14 protein-coding genes are annotated in these 17,042 nt (G+C 42.6%); 13 read left to right on the top strand and 1 reads right to left on the bottom strand.

Annotation, left to right across the window (positions count from 1 at the left end; translation table 11 throughout):
- The first annotated feature begins 83 nt into the window (after positions 1-83).
- The 6 genes from leuA to glpK all read left to right on the top strand — a co-directional run bounded on the left by leuA (position 84) and on the right by glpK (position 8,470).
- Positions 84-1,652, top strand: coding sequence for a 2-isopropylmalate synthase (gene leuA, locus QPX86_RS18705; RefSeq protein ID WP_220753636.1), 1,569 nt, complete (start codon positions 84-86; stop codon positions 1,650-1,652).
- Positions 1,649-2,743, top strand: coding sequence for a 3-isopropylmalate dehydrogenase (leuB, locus tag QPX86_RS18700; protein ID WP_285163502.1), 1,095 nt, complete (start codon positions 1,649-1,651; stop codon positions 2,741-2,743). The genes leuA and leuB overlap by 4 nt, the downstream gene beginning before the upstream one ends.
- Entirely contained in the window at positions 2,743-4,161 is a 1,419-nt protein-coding gene (gene leuC, locus QPX86_RS18695) for a 3-isopropylmalate dehydratase large subunit (protein ID WP_220753634.1), read from the top strand. Before leuB ends, leuC begins: the two co-directional genes overlap by 1 nt.
- A 23-nt stretch (positions 4,162-4,184) precedes the next feature.
- Positions 4,185-4,790 carry a 3-isopropylmalate dehydratase small subunit gene (leuD, locus tag QPX86_RS18690; protein ID WP_285163501.1) on the top strand — a complete coding sequence of 202 codons (606 nt, stop codon included), beginning with the start codon at positions 4,185-4,187 and terminating at the stop codon, positions 4,788-4,790.
- A 588-nt stretch (positions 4,791-5,378) separates the two neighbouring features.
- Entirely contained in the window at positions 5,379-6,722 is a 1,344-nt protein-coding gene (locus QPX86_RS18685; RefSeq protein WP_285163500.1) for an outer membrane protein transport protein, read from the top strand.
- Positions 6,723-6,985: 263 nt separating this feature from the next.
- Positions 6,986-8,470 (top strand): glycerol kinase GlpK, encoded by a 1,485-nt coding sequence (gene glpK, locus QPX86_RS18680; RefSeq protein ID WP_220753631.1) that lies wholly within the window; start codon positions 6,986-6,988, stop codon positions 8,468-8,470.
- 42 nt (positions 8,471-8,512) lie between these two features.
- Here the strand turns inward: glpK and QPX86_RS18675 are convergent, their stop codons facing one another.
- Positions 8,513-8,749, bottom strand: coding sequence for a hypothetical protein (locus QPX86_RS18675; RefSeq protein WP_285163499.1), 237 nt, complete (start codon positions 8,747-8,749; stop codon positions 8,513-8,515).
- 685 nt (positions 8,750-9,434) lie between these two features.
- Between QPX86_RS18675 and mraZ the strand changes: the two genes are divergently transcribed.
- The 7 genes from mraZ to mraY are packed head-to-tail and all read left to right on the top strand — an operon-like array spanning position 9,435 to position 17,036.
- Positions 9,435-9,893 carry a division/cell wall cluster transcriptional repressor MraZ gene (gene mraZ / locus QPX86_RS18670; protein WP_220753710.1) on the top strand — a complete coding sequence of 153 codons (459 nt, stop codon included), beginning with the start codon at positions 9,435-9,437 and terminating at the stop codon, positions 9,891-9,893.
- A gap of 22 nt (positions 9,894-9,915) precedes the next feature.
- Positions 9,916-10,857, top strand: coding sequence for a 16S rRNA (cytosine(1402)-N(4))-methyltransferase RsmH (gene rsmH, locus QPX86_RS18665; protein WP_220753629.1), 942 nt, complete (start codon positions 9,916-9,918; stop codon positions 10,855-10,857).
- 57 nt (positions 10,858-10,914) lie between these two features.
- Positions 10,915-11,229: a cell division protein FtsL gene (gene ftsL / locus QPX86_RS18660; RefSeq protein ID WP_285163498.1), complete on the top strand. Its 315-nt coding sequence runs from the start codon at positions 10,915-10,917 to the stop codon at positions 11,227-11,229.
- 58 nt (positions 11,230-11,287) lie between these two features.
- Positions 11,288-13,024: a peptidoglycan D,D-transpeptidase FtsI family protein gene (locus QPX86_RS18655; protein ID WP_220753627.1), complete on the top strand. Its 1,737-nt coding sequence runs from the start codon at positions 11,288-11,290 to the stop codon at positions 13,022-13,024.
- The gene (gene murE, locus QPX86_RS18650) at positions 13,021-14,580 is read left to right on the top strand and encodes a UDP-N-acetylmuramoyl-L-alanyl-D-glutamate--2,6-diaminopimelate ligase (RefSeq protein WP_285165203.1); all 1,560 of its coding nucleotides are present in this window, start codon (positions 13,021-13,023) and stop codon (positions 14,578-14,580) included. The genes QPX86_RS18655 and murE overlap by 4 nt, the downstream gene beginning before the upstream one ends.
- Positions 14,580-15,953, top strand: coding sequence for a UDP-N-acetylmuramoyl-tripeptide--D-alanyl-D-alanine ligase (locus tag QPX86_RS18645; RefSeq protein WP_285163497.1), 1,374 nt, complete (start codon positions 14,580-14,582; stop codon positions 15,951-15,953). The genes murE and QPX86_RS18645 overlap by 1 nt, the downstream gene beginning before the upstream one ends.
- Complete coding sequence (gene mraY / locus QPX86_RS18640; RefSeq protein WP_220753625.1) at positions 15,954-17,036, top strand: phospho-N-acetylmuramoyl-pentapeptide-transferase; 1,083 nt, start codon at positions 15,954-15,956, stop codon at positions 17,034-17,036.
- Positions 17,037-17,042 lie beyond the last annotated feature (6 nt).

Below are 17,042 nucleotides of genomic sequence, written 5' to 3'. Positions count from 1 at the left end.
TAAGCGGTACCCAAATACAGCAGTAAATCGTTAGTTAGGCGAGCAAACTTTTACGTGAACAATAGGTTCGATGGAGAAAACTGATGTCCAATAGAGTCATAATATTTGATACCACATTGAGAGACGGCGAACAGGCGTTAGCGGCAAGTTTAACTGTGAAAGAAAAACTTCAAATCGCACTGGCGCTTGAACGCTTAGGTGTTGATGTTATGGAAGTCGGTTTTCCTGTGTCATCGCCTGGTGATTTCCAGTCGGTACAAACGATTGCTAAAACGATTAAAAATAGCCGTGTTTGTGCCTTATCCCGTGCATTAGAAAAAGACATTGATGCCGCCGCCCAAGCCATGGCTGTTGCTGACCAGTTCCGAATTCATACATTTATTTCAACCTCGACCATTCATGTTGAAAGTAAACTAAAGCGCTCTTTTGACGATGTATTAGAAATGGCCGTAAGCGCGGTTAAATATGCGCGTCGCTTTACGGATGATGTTGAGTTTTCTTGTGAAGATGCTGGTCGTACACCGATTGATAACTTGTGCCGTATGGTTGAAGAAGCCATTAAAGCAGGCGCACGTACCATTAATATTCCTGACACTGTGGGCTACACCGTACCAAGTGAGTTTGGCGGTATCATTCAAACTTTATTCAATCGTGTACCCAACATCGACCAAGCAGTGATTTCGGTACATTGTCACGATGACTTAGGTTTGTCGGTGGCTAACTCCATTACCGCAGTTGAGCATGGTGCGCGTCAGATTGAATGTACTATGAATGGCATTGGTGAGCGTGCAGGTAATTGTTCACTAGAAGAAATCGCCATGATCCTTGCAACCCGCAAGAATTTATTAGGGCTTGAAAGTAATATTAATGCTAAAGAAATTCACCGAACCTCATCGCTTGTGAGCCAGCTATGTAACATGCCTATTCAGGCTAACAAAGCCGTGGTGGGAACCAATGCATTTTCTCATTCATCAGGTATTCACCAAGATGGCATGCTAAAAGCCAAGAATACCTATGAAATTATGACCCCAGAAAGCATCGGCTTGAATCGTAATAATTTAAATATGACCTCTCGTTCAGGCCGCCATGTGATTAAACATCGAATGGAAGAAATGGGCTACAAAGAAACCGATTACGATATGGATACTTTGTACGAGCAGTTCTTGAATTTAGCAGATAAGAAAGGCCAAGTGTTTGATTACGATCTTGAAGCGTTAGTGTTTATGGAAGCGCAAACTCAAGATGATGATAACTATTCGCTGCAGCACTTAATGGTGCATTCAGATTCAACTGAAGGTGTGGCAACAGCTACCGTGCGTATTGTGGTGGATGGTAAAGAAATTACTGAAGCCGCTACAGGTAATGGCCCAGTCGATGCAGCGTATAACGCCATTGCACGAGCAACGGGTCGTACAATTAATATTACTAATTACAAATTAGGTGCTAAAGGCGAAGGCCAAAATGCACTAGGTCAGGTGGATATTACTGCTGAATACAATAAGCAGACATTCCACGGCGTCGGCTTAGCGACAGATGTGGTTGAGTCATCAGCACAAGCATTAGTGCACGTGATGAACTTAACGTATCGCGCAGATAAGGTCGCTGATTTCAAACAACAGATTCATAAAGATAGGGAGTTAGGTGGAGTATGAGTTATCAAGTAGCAGTATTAGCAGGTGATGGTATTGGTCCAGAAGTCATGGCTGAAGCACGTAAAGTGTTAAAAGAAGTTGAAGCCAGATTTGAACTAGATATTGAATATGCTGAGTACGATGTCGGTGGTATTGCCATTGATAACCATGGTTGCCCACTGCCAGATTCAACTTTAAAAGGCTGTGAAGCTTCAGATGCCGTGCTATTCGGTAGTGTTGGTGGGCCTAAGTGGGAACATTTAGCGCCTAATGATCAACCTGAACGTGGCGCTTTATTACCACTTCGTGGTCACTTCGACTTGTTCTGTAATTTACGTCCTGCCAAGTTGCATACTGGACTTGAGCATATGTCACCGCTGCGTAGTGATATCTCATCACGTGGTTTTGATGTGCTATGTGTTCGTGAATTAACGGGTGGTATTTACTTTGGTAAGCCAAAAGGGCGCCAAGGTGAAGGACCAGATGAAGAAGCGTTTGACACTATGCGATATAGCCGCCGTGAAATCGAACGTATCGCCCGTATCGCATTTGAAGCAGCACAAGGCCGCAGCAAAAAAGTCACGTCCGTTGATAAAGCTAATGTTTTAGCGTGTTCAGTACTGTGGCGTGAAGTGGTTGAAGGTGTTGCCAAAGACTTCCCTGATGTCGAGCTTGAACATATTTACATTGATAACGCGACCATGCAGCTGTTACGTCGTCCGAATGAATTTGATGTCATGCTTTGTTCAAACTTATTTGGCGACATTATTTCTGATGAAATTGCCATGCTAACGGGGTCGATGGGCTTATTATCATCAGCCAGCTTAAATAGCTCAGGTTTTGGAATGTATGAGCCTGCTGGTGGCAGTGCGCCAGATATTGCAGGTCAAGGTATTGCAAACCCAGTGGCGCAAATCTTATCAGCGGCGTTATTACTTCGTCATAGTTTAAAACTTGAAGATGCGGCTAGTGCGATTGAGCGTGCTGTTAGCAAAGCATTATCACAAGGTTATTTAACCGGTGAACTATTGGGTGCTGATGAACGCCACAATGCTAAATCAACCAGTGAAATGGGTGACTTTATCGCAAACGCTGTTAAGGAAGGTGTCTAATGGCAACTCAAGTAAGTGCTGCTCAAACCCTGTATGAAAAAGTATGGGAAGCTCATGTATTAGCATCGCCCGAAGCGGAGGCGCCGATTATTTATGTCGACCGTCACCTTGTTCATGAAGTGACCTCGCCACAAGCGTTTAGCGGTTTAAAAACGGCGGGCAGAAAGCTGCGTGCACCAGAAAAAACCTTTGCCACTATGGATCATAATATCTCTACATTGAGCGCGAGCCTTGATGCAATGAGCCCTATGGCACGTATTCAGGTTGAAACTCTAGCGCAAAACTGTAAAGAGTTTGGCGTGAAGCTTTATGATATTCATCATCCTAATCAAGGTATTGTCCATGTAATGGGCCCAGAGCTGGGTATTACTTTACCTGGTACGGTCATTGTTTGCGGTGATTCACATACTGCAACACATGGTGCATTTGGCGCGTTAGCATTTGGTATTGGTACCTCTGAAGTTGAGCACGTTTTAGCTACCCAAACTTTACGTCAATTAAAAGCCAAAACCATGAAAGTGGAAGTGCGTGGTAATGTCGCCGAAGGCATTACTGCAAAAGATATCGTACTGGCGATTATTGGTCGTTTAGGTATGGATGGCGGTACAGGTTACGTGGTTGAGTTTTGTGGCGAAGCCATTGAAGCATTATCAATGGAAGGCCGCATGACCTTATGTAACATGGCCATCGAAATGGGCGCTAAAGCGGGTATGGTTGCCCCAGATCAAACTACATTTGATTATTTAGAAGGTCGTGAGTTTTCTCCTAAAGGCGATGACTGGGAGCAAGCTGTAAAAGATTGGACTGCACTTAAAACTGACCCTGATGCAACGTTTGATGCAGAAGTGGTGCTTGAAGCTGCCGATATTGCGCCGCAATTGACTTGGGGCACAAATCCAGGGCAGGTGGTTCCGATTGATGCAGAAGTGCCAAATCCTGAGACTGAATCTAATGCTACCGTCCGTGGCAGCATGGAAAAAGCGCTTGAATACATTGGCCTGACTTCTGGCACTAAGATGGTCGATATTCCAATAAATAAAGTGTTTATTGGCTCGTGTACTAATTCGCGTATCGAAGATTTACGTGCAGCAGCCCATCACGCTAAAAACCGTAAAGTCGCAGATGGCGTCGTTGCCATTGTGGTTCCAGGTTCTGGCCAAGTGAAGTTGCAGGCAGAAGCGGAAGGTCTAGATAAAGTCTTTTTAGAGGCGGGTTTTGAGTGGCGTTTACCAGGTTGTTCTATGTGTTTGGCAATGAACGATGACCGCTTAGAAGCGGGCGATCGCTGCGCATCAACCAGTAACCGTAACTTTGAAGGCAGACAAGGGCGTGGCAGTCGCACTCACTTAGTGAGCCCTGCAATGGCAGCAGCAGCTGCCATTGCAGGCCACTTTGTTGATATTCGTAAGCCTTATTAACCGACAACCAAAAGGAAAATCAGATGCAAGCTTTTACAAAACATACTGGTCTAGCGGTTGCGATTGACAGCGCGAATATCGATACCGACCAAATTATTCCTAAACAGTTTTTATCTAAAGTCACCCGTGATGGGTTTGGGGTTCACTTATTCCATGACTGGCGTTACCTAGATGAAGCTGGTGAGCAAGATAACCCAACGTTTTCTTTAAACTTACCTCGCTATAAAGGCGCTTCAATTTTATTGGCGCAAGAAAACTTTGGCTGTGGCTCAAGCCGTGAACATGCGCCATGGGCGTTAGCTGATTTTGGTTTACGAGTCGTGATTGCCCCAACGTTTGCCGATATCTTTTATGGCAACTCGATCAATAACGGTTTATTGCCAGTAAAACTAACCCATGAGCAAGTTAACCAGCTTATGGCGGAAGTTGAAGCAACTGAAGGCGCTAACATTACTGTCGATTTAGAGTCGCTTACTGTGACGTCTCCATCAGGTAGTGTATTTAATTTTACTATCGCGGAATCTGCAAGACACAAGCTATTAAACGGCTTAGATGCCATTGGGTTAACGCTTGAATATGCGGCGGCCATTAGCGACTATGAAACAAGCATTCCTGCTTGGCGAGCTTAATAGCGAATAGTAGATAAATAGAGTGTCATTTATTAGCTTACTGAGAGTGTCGAGTTAAGCTATTTTTTGATTCGCAAATACATCCTTATTTAAGTTATAGGGTTTAGCGTACACCTGTACCAAGTTTATATTAGTTAAAGCCTCTACTGGTTTCAGTAGAGGCTTTTTTATTGAATTAAGAAAATGATATCGCAATAAGTTTATGAATTTAAATGGTAAATCTATTATTGGTTTCTGTTTGATAAAAACTTAGTTTAAATCACTATCAATTTTAGCGTACTGGTGTTTAACATTTTTAACCTTATATCTATATGATAAATATGTATTTAATCTTTGTATTGGATATGTTTGATGTAAGTCTTAGCGAATGATTTCTTGAAAAAACGCTTATTTGGGTAATTGCGGTGTGACTTGGGTCACTTAAAATGTTTGATATCAGTCTTTTGCTAGTTATTTACTCTGATTTAAGTCTTTTAGTTGTAAATTTATTCTGCATCAGTAAACTTGCCGCGATTTCAAATTGAGCAATTGCTCTAATGATGTAAGAGATTAGGCAAACATAAGATTTGCTATAAACAGAGACTAATAATGAAAAAGACAATATTGACTGTGGCAGTTAGTGCCATGCTTTTCGGGGCAACGACTCAAGTAAATGCGGCTGGTTTCCAGTTAGCTGAATATTCTTCGACTGGTTTAGGCCGTGCTTTTGCTGGTGAAGCTGCAATGGCAGATAACGCAGCAGCGCAAGCTAGAAACCCTGCAATGCTAACGTACCTTGAAGGCCGTCAGCTTTCTGGTGGTGCTATTTATGTCATGCCAAATGTTGATGTACTTGGTGACGTTAGTATTTCTTCTCCATTATTAGGGGCCGATCCTGTGATGGTACCTGCCGATGCAATTGATATTGCTGACAGCGCGGTAGTACCTAATTTCTATTACTCGAATCAATTGAACGACCAGTGGACTTGGGGTTTAGCTGTTAACTCTAACTATGGTTTAGCGACAGAACTAGATGCTAGCCATGCAGCTGCTATATTTGGTAGCGAAACTGGTATCACCACAATTGAGTTCAATCCGAATATTGCCTACAAGGTGAATGAAGCATTCAGTATCGGTGCTGGCTTACGTGTTGTTTATGGTGAAGGCCATGTCGGTGCATCTATGCCGGGTTGGATTGATGGTGTTAAGCAAGCGGTGCCAGACTTAGCGCCAATGTTACCGGATGCTGGTGCAAGCCTTAAATATATGGAAGGTGATGATATTGCTTTCGGTTGGCAGTTAGGTACTAGCTGGCAAATAAACGACACTCACCGTTTAGGCTTTGCTTATCATAGTGGCGTTGAATTAGAACTAGACGGCGATGCATCTGGTTTACTTTATGATGGCGGCCAAGATGTTTACATTGAAGGCTATTTACCGATCGAATTACCAGCGTTTGCAGAACTTGCATCGCATCATCAGTTCACTGATAACTGGGCAATGCACGCTAGTGTCAACTGGACTCAATGGAGTGTATTTGAAGAGTTAGTGGCGTATTTCCCTGGTGAAAATAAGCCAACTGGCGATCTTGAGTCCGATCTAGTTAAAGAAGAGAACTTTAAAGATAACTGGCGCTTTGCTGTCGGTTCGACTTACCAGCTTAATGATAAGTGGTTAGTACGCGGTGGTGTAGCGCTAGATAAAGGCGCTGCGCAGGACGAGTATCGTTCAACTACAATTCCTGATTCTGACCGTTTATGGTTCAGTGCGGGTGCTGGTTACCAAGCGACTCAAAACTTAACGGTCGATTTTGCAGTGACTTACATTAAAGGTGTAGGTGATGCTCCGATTAACGAAACTCAAGATTTATTGGGTTTGGCATCAGTTAACTTCAGCGGTGACGTTGAAGCTGACGTATGGTTAGCGGGTATTCAGGTTAGCTACAAAATGTAATCTATTGGTTTTGTTTGTCAATTTAGATTAAAGCCTCGCTGATGCGGGGCTTTTTTATGCTCAAAAATCTTATTTTATCTAGATAACATGCTTTAGCCCTATTTACTGACTTGTGATTCAGTCATATCCGTCTTACCTTATTATCATGCAGTATTAATAATGAAAAAGCTCGGGCGAAGAGAGCTTCAGCTTTACCTTTATCTTTTGCTTCGATAAATAATTGATAACCAAGTTTTCGTCAGTAATAAGTAGATAGGCCAGTAATGAATTCAAAGAAATATGTTATCGCGCTCGATCAAGGCACCACCAGTTCAAGAGCAATTGTGTTTGATCATAAAGCTAATATGGTGGCGGTGTCCCAGCGAGAGTTCAGCCAAATATATCCACAAGCTGGTTGGGTTGAACATGATCCTATGGAAATTTGGTCTTCCCAAAGTTCATCGTTAATTGAAGTATTAGCCAGAGCGGGGATCAGTTGTGATGATGTTGCCGCAATTGGTATCACTAACCAACGTGAAACAACCGTTGTGTGGGATAAAAATACCGGCAAGCCAATTCACAATGCTATTGTGTGGCAATGCCGTCGCAGCCAAGCAATATGCCAGAAATTTAAAGCTGATGGTCTAGAAGAGTATATAAAATCGGCCACAGGTTTAGTGTTAGACCCTTATTTTTCAGCAAGTAAAATTAAATGGTTATTAGATAATGTTGAAGGTGCTCGAGAAAAAGCCGAGGCTGGTGATTTACTGTTTGGCACTATTGATACTTGGTTAGTTTGGAAGCTGACTAAGGGTAAGGTGCATGTTACCGAGCCAACTAACGCTTCACGCACAATGTTGTTTAATATTCATCAGCAACAATGGGATGAAAAGTTGTTAGCCGCTTTTGATATTCCTCGTGCTATGTTGCCTGAAGTTAAGCCTTCTTGTGCGGTTTACGGCACGACGACTATTGCGGGTGGCGAGATAGCCGTGGCAGGCATGGCTGGCGATCAGCAATCTGCACTATTTGGTCAACTATGCTTTGAACCCGGTATGGCTAAAAATACCTATGGCACAGGTTGCTTCTTATTGATGAACACAGGTGAAAAAGCCGTTTTATCGACCCATGGCTTGTTAACTACCATAGGTATTGGTAGCGATTTATCCGTTAACTATGCTTTGGAAGGCGCGGTATTTATGGGCGGTGCGGTGATCCAGTGGTTACGTGATGAAATGGGTTTAATTCAAGATGCACAAGATACTGAATATTTTGCCAATAAAGTTTCAGACACTAATGGCGTCTATTTGGTGCCCGCTTTTGTAGGCTTAGGGGCACCTTATTGGGATGCTGATGCACGAGGTGCGATTGTTGGTTTAACCAGAGGTGTTAACCGAAGCCATATTATTCGTGCCGCCTTAGAAGCAATCGCATATCAAAGTAAAGATTTACTTGAGGCAATGAGCCAAGACTCTGGTGTTGCGCTAAAACAAATTAGAGTGGATGGCGGCGCAGTTGCCAATGATTTTTTGATGCAATTCCAAGCTGATATTAGTGATGTCGATGTAATTCGCCCTCAAGTCACTGAGACCACAGCGATGGGTGCAGCTTATTTGGCTGGACTGGCGGTAGGGTTTTGGCAGTCAACAGACGAGCTTAAAAATATTGCTGCGACAGATAAGCAGTTTACTGCGCAAATGGACAATTCGGTAAGAAGTGATTTGTATGCCGGCTGGAAGAAAGCTGTTCAGCAGACTATTTCAAACTAACAGTCTGTTTCAAAGTAATAAAGTGAGTCACAGTCGCTGTGATTAAACTTCTATGTCGATGTGTTTTATTTTTGAATTGTCGTCAGTGTGCTGGGAAGCTTTGTTAGCGCTAGTGTCTTTTGGCGTTAGCTTGGTTTCTGGTGGTAATTGAGATTGAGGCGCTTCATGGCTATCAGCAGATATCGAGTCACTGTCGCTGACTTTTTTGACATTTCTTTTAACTCCATCAACTTGCCTAGGCGGCCTGGCTACAATGGCGTAAATACTGTCTAAACTCATTTTGACCTCCTTAATCACATTGAACGATACTGTTAGTTTCTAGTTTCTAGTTTCTAGTTTCTAGTTTCTAGTTTCTAGTTTCTAGTTTCTAGTTTCTAGCTTTGAACTGTTAGCAGTTAATTATTAACTTACTCTCGGCAATAATCATCTTATCGAATCTCATCCGTCGATTTAGCGTTAATAACCTAAGTTATTACTATATCGGCAATGGCTGATTAATATTTAATCTATTTCATTGTATGTAGTTCAGCCTTTAATCACAATTATCTAGTCTCGTTTGCTTGTTTCACTTTGAATTCGATTTCTGAAATTCACGGTACACATTATTTCTATAAAGAGACCCATCACACATTGGGTGGATATTTCTGAATAAAAATACAAGCTGAAATCGATCCTTATTGTTATTTTTATATGAAAATAGTCACAACTTGGATCAAATTCCCCACATTTATTACTGTTATTAGCGCTGTTATGTCTATGGTTTCGTTCATTTACCCGTCTATAAACCACTTTTCTCCACCTCGAAGAGCGTAATTATAATTTGCTGCTAACCCGCTTCAGAACTGGATTTAATTAATGTTCTCATCGCTTGACAATACTTGTGTTGTATCCCTAAACTTAAGGGTTGTGGGGAATTGTGGATATTTGTGGGAATTTTAATAACAATTAATAGGGATCGATGGCTGTGTTTCGGGGTGCTAGTGCGATAAATATGGATGCAAAAGGACGGATCGCTATTCCAATGCGATACCGCGAATCCTTACGCACCGAGCACGATGGCATTGTCGTTATTACTGTAGACATCCAATCACATTGTTTATTGATCTATCCGATCCACGAGTGGGAATTGATAGAAGCTAAATTGTTGCAACTATCAGACACCGACAAAGTTGAACGTTCCATGAAACGAAGATTATTAGGCCACGCTCATGAATGTGAGTTAGATGGTAATGGGCGTGCGCTAGTTCCTCCAGCATTAAGACAGTATGCAGGGTTACAAAAGAAAACCATGCTGGTGGGCTTATTAAACAAGTTTGAATTGTGGGATGAAGCCGCTTGGCAGACGCAAATGGATGAAAGCCATGAGCTTATCCAAGCTGAAGATCTCGCTAGCCATGAAAGATTAGCTAATTTTTCATTATAAATAACCAATTAAGAAGAGTCTGATGAGCCAAGAATTTGCCCATTTATCTGTACTACTAAAAGAAACCGTTGACGGTTTGAACATCCATGAAGATGGCATCTATATCGATGGTACTTTTGGACGTGGTGGTCATTCTAGGCATGTGCTGAGTCAACTTGGTGAAAATGGCCGCTTGATTGCTATCGATCGCGACCCTCAAGCTATTGAAGCGGCAAAACAGTTTGCCGACGATCCGCGCTTTCAGATTGTTCACGGTGGTTTCGGTCAGATAGAACAATACGTTACAGAGCTCGGCCTTAAAGGCAAGATCGATGGGGTGTTATTGGATTTAGGTGTGTCTTCACCTCAGTTAGATGATGCTGAACGCGGATTTAGTTTCCTACGTGATGGTCCTTTGGACATGCGGATGGATAATAGCCAAGGTCAAACAGCTGCGCAGTGGATTGCTAAAGCTGAAATTGAAGATATGGCATGGGTATTTAAAACCTATGGTGAAGAGAAAAATTCTCGGCATATTGCCCGTTGTATTGCCGCAGACCGCGATGAAAAGCCATTTTTAAGAACCAAAGATTTAGCTGAGTTAATTGCACGTATTACTAAAAATAAAGAACGTAATAAACATCCTGCTACGCGTGTGTTCCAAGCTATTCGTATTTATATCAATAGTGAATTAGAACAAATAGAGCAAGCATTAGAAGGTGCTGTTGCTGTACTTGCGCCAGAAGGGCGTTTATCGGTGATCAGTTTCCATTCGTTAGAAGACCGAATGGTGAAACGTTTTATTCGTAAATATAGCCAAGGTGCGAGCGTGCCGCATGGTTTGCCTATTACGGAAGCTGAAATCAATAAGTCAAAAAAATTAAAAGCAATGGGCAAGGCAATGAAGCCTTCTGATATTGAAATTGAGCAAAACCCTCGTGCACGCAGTTCAGTACTTCGTGTTGCGCAGCGTCTTGATTATTAAAGAACGAAATTAACGGTCTTATTTAAAGACCTTAAAAGAACAATAGATGAGGTTAACTTGGGGCAATCATCGATAAAATTATCACGTATTGTGCTTGCCGATATCTGGCGACATAAGTGGATTTTATTAATGTCGGTGGTCGTACTCGTCAATGCAGTAGGCGTGGTTTATACCAGTCATGCGACGCGAAAGTTAACCTCGCAAATGGATCATTTATTACAAGAGCGCGATCGATTGGACATTGAATGGCGCAATTTGTTGTTAGAAGAGCAATCTAAGTCAGAACATAGTCGGGTGACACGGATTGCGACTAAAGATTTAAAAATGATGCGTCCATTACCGAAAGAAGAAGTGGTCATTCGGTTACGGTGAAATTATATAAGCGGTTAAATTAATAAGGATTGTTGAGTCACTAACTCAAGTTTAAACGATGAGCAGACAAGCCAAACGTAAGTTAAACCCAGAGCTGATCCCATGGCGATTATTCGTTGTGGTTGGTTTTGTGTTGCTTTTATTTACGGCTTTGATTGCACGTGCCGCCTATATTCAAATTATAGAACCCGACAAATTACGTCACGAAAGTGATATGCGTACTTTACGTACCAGCAGTAATCAGGTACAACGTGGCTTGATCACCGACCGTAATGGCGAAATGCTCGCAGTCAGTGTGCCTGTTCGTGCCGTTTGGGCAGACCCTAAAATTTCCCATGATAAAGATGCCTTTAAAGACATGCGCCGCTGGAAAGCGCTTGCGGATGTATTGCATGAGCCTGTTGATGAGATAGTAAACAAAGTACAGCGTGATCCTAAACGTCGCTTTATCTATTTAAAACGCCAAGTTACTCCTGCTGTTGCTGAATACATTAAGCAATTAAAGATTTCGGGTATTTATTTAAAGTCTGAATCTCGTCGATATTATCCTGCAGGTGAAACTGCAGCGCAGCTAGTTGGATTAACTAACATTGATGATGTTGGTATTGAAGGTATCGAAAATGCTTACGACAGCTGGCTAACTGGAACACCTTCAAAGCAAAAAGTGCGAAAATCTCGCGATGGTAAAGTGGTGCAGCGTTTAGATATTGTTGAAGAAGGCGAAAGTTCAAATGACTTGGTGCTCAGCATTGATCAACGTATCCAGCAATTAGCGTATCGTGAGTTAAAACGTACGACTGAAATCAACCAAGCGACGTCAGGCTCTGTTGTTGTGCTAGACGTGAAAACCGGTGAAGTACTGGCGATGGTCAATACGCCATCTTATAACCCCAATTCTCGTGAAAACTTGCAATCCTATCGTATGCGAAATCGCGCATTAACCGATACCTTTGAGCCGGGTTCTACAGTTAAGCCGTTTGTGGTTGCTGCGGCTTTAGAGGCTGGCACGGTTGAGCGAGATGACTTAATTAATACTTCCCCAGGCTGGATGCGAGTGGGTGGACGCCAAGTGCGTGACACTATCAACTACGGCAATATGACCTTGGATAAGATTTTGGTGAAATCCAGTAACGTTGGGATCAGCAAAGTGTCTTTATCGATGCCAGTGCAAGAGTTATTGGGGACTTATCAATCGATGGGTTTAGGTAATTACTCAGGTATTAATTTAGCGGGTGAAAGTGCAGGTCTTATTCACGACCGTCGCCGTTGGTCTGACTTTGAACGTGCAACATTGTCTTATGGTTACGGCCTTACTGCCACGCCGCTTCAATTAGCGAGAATGTACGCAACATTGGGCAGTGGCGGAATTCTATACCCTGTTTCGATTCTTAAGTTAAAGCAAGCCCCTCGCGGTGAGCAAGTTATCTCTGAACAAACTGCCAAAGACGTGATGGAAATGATGTTAGGTGTAACCGAAAGGGGTGGCACAGCAACTAAAGCACATATCGATGGCTACCCTATTGCAGGCAAAACTGGTACTAGCCGTAAGTCCATCGCAGGAGGTTACGGAGATGATTACGTTTCACTGTTTGCGGGGGTTGCGCCAGTACATAATCCACGTTTAGCGATTTCAATTGTGGTTAATGAGCCAAAAGGCGATAGATATCATGGCGGCGATGTGGCTGGCCCTGCTTTTGCAAAAATTATGTCTGGAGCATTACAGATGCTCAATGTAGAACCATTAAATGAGAAAGAGAAAGTTGAATTGGCAGCAATCGCTAGGAGGGCAGAATAATGCTTCTTAGTGATTTATTAGCACCTTGGTTTCATTATGCTGGCCGTGAGTCAGTCTCTTCAATGACATTAGATAGCCGTGAAGTCAGCCAAGGATGTTTGTTCGTTGCTTTACCTGGCCATCAAGTTGATGGCCGAAAATTTATTAATAAAGCCGTTGAAGCGGGCGCCTTAGGTGCATTAATTCATACTGATAACCCTGATGAACATGGCCAAGTTAATTATCATGATTCTGGTGCCGTGTTGGTGTCTTTTTTTCAATTAAGCCGCCAGTTATCGGCCGTTGCTGCGCAGCTATATCCTTTATTCAACGCCGATATGGCGATTATTGGGGTAACAGGGACTAACGGTAAAACTTCGGTCAGTCAGTTGATTGCACAGTTGGTGACCCTTAAACAGCAAAAAGCCGCTGTTATGGGCACGTTAGGTAATGGTGTTTGGGGCAGTTTAATCGATAGCGGCAATACAACCGCTGATGCCATTACGCTTGTCCGTCAATTACATGAGTTTCAGCAGCAAAATGTTAATACTTGCGCGATCGAAGTCTCAAGCCATGGTTTAGTGCAAGGCCGAGTAGAAGCTGTGCCTTTTAGTACGGCAGTGTTTACCAATTTAAGTCGTGATCACCTTGATTATCATGGTGACATGGATGCTTATGGCGCGGCAAAGAAGCGTTTATTTACTTTTTCTTGCATCAAAAATGGCTTATTAAATCTTGATGATGCCGTAGGTGAAAGATGGTTTGATGAGCTGAAATCGGCAAGTATGTTTGGGTTTAGCCTTAACAAGCATCCTTTAGCGTGCTTTTACACTGATAACATGCATTTCAATGATGCAGGGGTGACGTGTGATTTCTATTACCCTGCTGATATTCATCATCAAGATTCACCATTATTGAAAGGTCAGTTGTCATCACCGCTTTTAGGTGATTTTAATCTATCAAATCTTGTTGCTGCGCTAGGTGCACTGTATTTGCAAGGTACGTTAACGGCACAGGATAGCAGCGTAAACCTAATGGATGAGTTGCTTACGTTAGTACCTCATTTGACCCCTGTTGCCGGTCGTATGGAGCGATTTAATCAAGCTAATGGCCCGACCTTAGTGGTTGATTATGCCCATACGCCTGATGCCATCGAACATGCTTTAAAAGCGCTGCGAATTCACTGCCAAGGCACCTTGTGGTGTGTGTTTGGTTGTGGTGGTGACCGTGATACAGGTAAGCGACCTTTAATGGCGCAAGCTGCTGAGAAATTTGCTGATAAAGTCATGGTGACCAGTGATAATGCTCGCAGTGAAAAGCCGATGAGTATTATCAATGATGTGGTTGCTGGATTAACTCACCCTGAGTTGGCATTGACTCAAATTGACAGGGTTGAAGCGATTAAAGCCGTGACTAAACTCGCCAAAGCGGGTGATATTGTCTTACTCGCGGGTAAGGGACATGAAACCTACCAAGAAGTCGCAGGTAGCAAAATTGATTACGATGAACGTGCATTAGCCATGATGTTAACCAGTCCAGATGCAGAACAATCTCTTGTCAAAACAGGAGGCATCTGATGATAGAGATTAAATTATCAACTTTAGCTGCTGAGCTTAACGCTCAACTCATCGGCGCTGACATCACCATTAATGATGTAACCAGTGACAGCCGGAAAATGCTGGATAGCAGTTTGTTTGTTGCCTTAAAAGGTTTACGTTTTGATGGCCATAGCTTTGCTGAAACAGCAATTGAAAATGGTGCAAAAGCCTTACTGGTAGAGCGACAACTTGATGTCAATATTCCACAGCTTGTTGTCGAGAACACGCAAAAAGCCATGGGCGCTATTGGTGCTTATATTCGCCAGCAAGTTAACCCACTTTCAATAGCTCTGACTGGCTCTAATGGTAAAACGACGGTTAAAGAAATCGTTGCGACAATTTTATCTCAGCACCATAAAGTGTTGTTTACTGCTGGCAACTTTAATAATGAAATCGGTGTGCCATTAACACTATTAAGACTTGAGCAAGGCCATGAGTATGGTGTGTTTGAGTTAGGCGCAAATCATCAGGGTGAAATTAATTATACTTCATCTTTAGTGACGCCTCAGGTGGCATTAGTGAATAATGTCGGCCGTGCTCACCTTGAAGGTTTTGGTTCAATTGAAGGCGTTGCTGAGGCAAAGTCTGAAATCTTTAATCATCTAAGTAAAGACGGTACTGCCATTATTAATGCTGATGATGATTTTGCTGATTTCATGGTAAAAAAAGCATCGGCCTTTAAGCAACTGACATTTTCAATTTCTGAAACTATCGACGCTGATATTAAAGCAGTTGATATTGTTGCTAACGATAGCGGTTGCTATCAATTTAATTTAGTCATTTTAGGTCAGTCTTACCCTGTAAAACTTCCATTAGCGGGCTTGCATCAAGTGAGTAATGCATTAGCTGCTAGCGCCATTTGTATCGCTCTGAATATCCCTGTTACAGATATTGTAACGGGGCTAAGTACGTTAACGCCTGTTAAGGGGCGAATGGTGCCGCACAAGTTAGGACGAATTTTATTGGTTGATGACAGCTATAACGCCAATCCGACTTCTGTTGATGCCGCGATCAGTTGGTTAAAACAAACTCGTGGTTTTCGATGTTTAGTGCTGGGAGATTTAGGCGAATTAGGTGACAATAGCGCCCTTTTGCATTTTGAGGTTGGCCAACAAGCCAAACTCGCTGGAATCGATGACCTGTTTTGTTGCGGACAACTCACTGAATCGACTAGTAAAGCGTTTGGTTCTGAGCACTATAGTGACTCAGATATACTCGCTAAAAAATTAATGAAAAAGATAAATCAGTTACCGGATGATGTAACTATTTTAGTTAAAGGTTCTCGAAGCGCAGCGATGGAAACTGTGGTCGAAGAATTATTAAATGCCAATAGGCGCGGGGAGTTTGTTTAGATGCTGGCTTATTTAGCTGAGTATTTAACCCAGTTTTATAGTGGGTTTAATGTATTTTCATATCTAACCTTAAGAGCCATTTTAGGGCTTATGACAGGTCTGATTTTTAGCTTATGGTTTGGCCCTAAGTTAATTGAACGTTTGCAGTTACTTCAAATTGGACAAGTCGTTCGTAATGACGGTCCAGAATCACATTTCAGTAAGCGTGGCACACCGACAATGGGCGGTTTGCTGATCCTCGCAGGGATTTTTGTCAGCGTTTTATTATGGGGCGATTTATCAAATAGATATGTCCTCGTGATGCTATTTGTACTGGGTACATTTGGTGGTATTGGTTTCCTCGATGATTACCTAAAGGTAGTCAAGAAAGACTCTAAAGGTCTGATTGCCCGTTGGAAGTATGCTTCGCAATCAATTGCCGCTTTAGCCGTTGCTTTTTACTTATATAGCTCAGCGACAATTCCGGGTGAGACTCAGTTAGTCGTACCATTCTTTAAAGATGTGATGCCACAACTAGGTTTGCTTTATATCGTGTTGGCCTACTTCACTATTGTGGGTGCCAGTAACGCTGTGAACTTAACCGATGGCCTAGATGGTTTAGCAATCATGCCTACAGTCATGGTTGCAGCAGCATTTGCACTGATTGCCTATTTATCAGGTCATGCTCAGTTTGCTAGTTATTTGCATATTCCGCACCTGCCAGATGCAGGTGAGTTAGTGATTGTGTGTACCGCGATTGTTGGTGCTGGCTTAGGATTTTTATGGTTTAACACCTACCCAGCACAAGTGTTTATGGGTGATGTTGGATCGTTAGCGCTTGGCGCTGGCCTGGGTGCGATTGCCGTATTAGTTCGCCAAGAAGTGTTATTAGTGATTATGGGCGGTGTTTTCGTTATGGAAACGGTGTCGGTGATTCTACAAGTGGGTTCTTATAAATTACGTGGACAACGTATTTTTAGAATGGCACCGATTCACCACCATTACGAATTGAAAGGTTGGCCAGAGCCAAGAGTGATTGTTCGCTTTTGGATTATTTCGTTATTCCTAGTAATGCTAGGACTGGCAACCCTTAAGTTAAGGTAGTAAGCA

This window comes from Shewanella goraebulensis (assembly GCF_030252245.1).
Classification (GTDB): Bacteria; Pseudomonadota; Gammaproteobacteria; order Enterobacterales; family Shewanellaceae; genus Shewanella; species Shewanella goraebulensis.
The sequence above is the reverse complement of the archived record's forward strand: the minus strand, read 5'-3'. Positions and strand labels throughout refer to the sequence as shown.

Excerpts from the sequence above, each read along its gene's own strand:
- leuA (WP_220753636.1), top strand. The coding sequence starts at position 84 with ATGTCCAATAGAGTCATAATATTTGATACCACATTGAGAGACGGCGAA.
- QPX86_RS18655 (WP_220753627.1), top strand. The coding sequence starts at position 11,288 with ATGAGCAGACAAGCCAAACGTAAGTTAAACCCAGAGCTGATCCCATGG.
- leuB (WP_285163502.1), top strand. The coding sequence starts at position 1,649 with ATGAGTTATCAAGTAGCAGTATTAGCAGGTGATGGTATTGGTCCAGAA.
- leuC (WP_220753634.1), top strand. The coding sequence starts at position 2,743 with ATGGCAACTCAAGTAAGTGCTGCTCAAACCCTGTATGAAAAAGTATGG.
- leuD (WP_285163501.1), top strand. The coding sequence starts at position 4,185 with ATGCAAGCTTTTACAAAACATACTGGTCTAGCGGTTGCGATTGACAGC.
- QPX86_RS18645 (WP_285163497.1), top strand. The coding sequence starts at position 14,580 with ATGATAGAGATTAAATTATCAACTTTAGCTGCTGAGCTTAACGCTCAA.
- mraY (WP_220753625.1), top strand. The coding sequence starts at position 15,954 with ATGCTGGCTTATTTAGCTGAGTATTTAACCCAGTTTTATAGTGGGTTT.
- glpK (WP_220753631.1), top strand. The coding sequence starts at position 6,986 with ATGAATTCAAAGAAATATGTTATCGCGCTCGATCAAGGCACCACCAGT.
- QPX86_RS18675 (WP_285163499.1), bottom strand. The coding sequence starts at position 8,749 with ATGAGTTTAGACAGTATTTACGCCATTGTAGCCAGGCCGCCTAGGCAA.
- rsmH (WP_220753629.1), top strand. The coding sequence starts at position 9,916 with ATGAGCCAAGAATTTGCCCATTTATCTGTACTACTAAAAGAAACCGTT.
- QPX86_RS18685 (WP_285163500.1), top strand. The coding sequence starts at position 5,379 with ATGAAAAAGACAATATTGACTGTGGCAGTTAGTGCCATGCTTTTCGGG.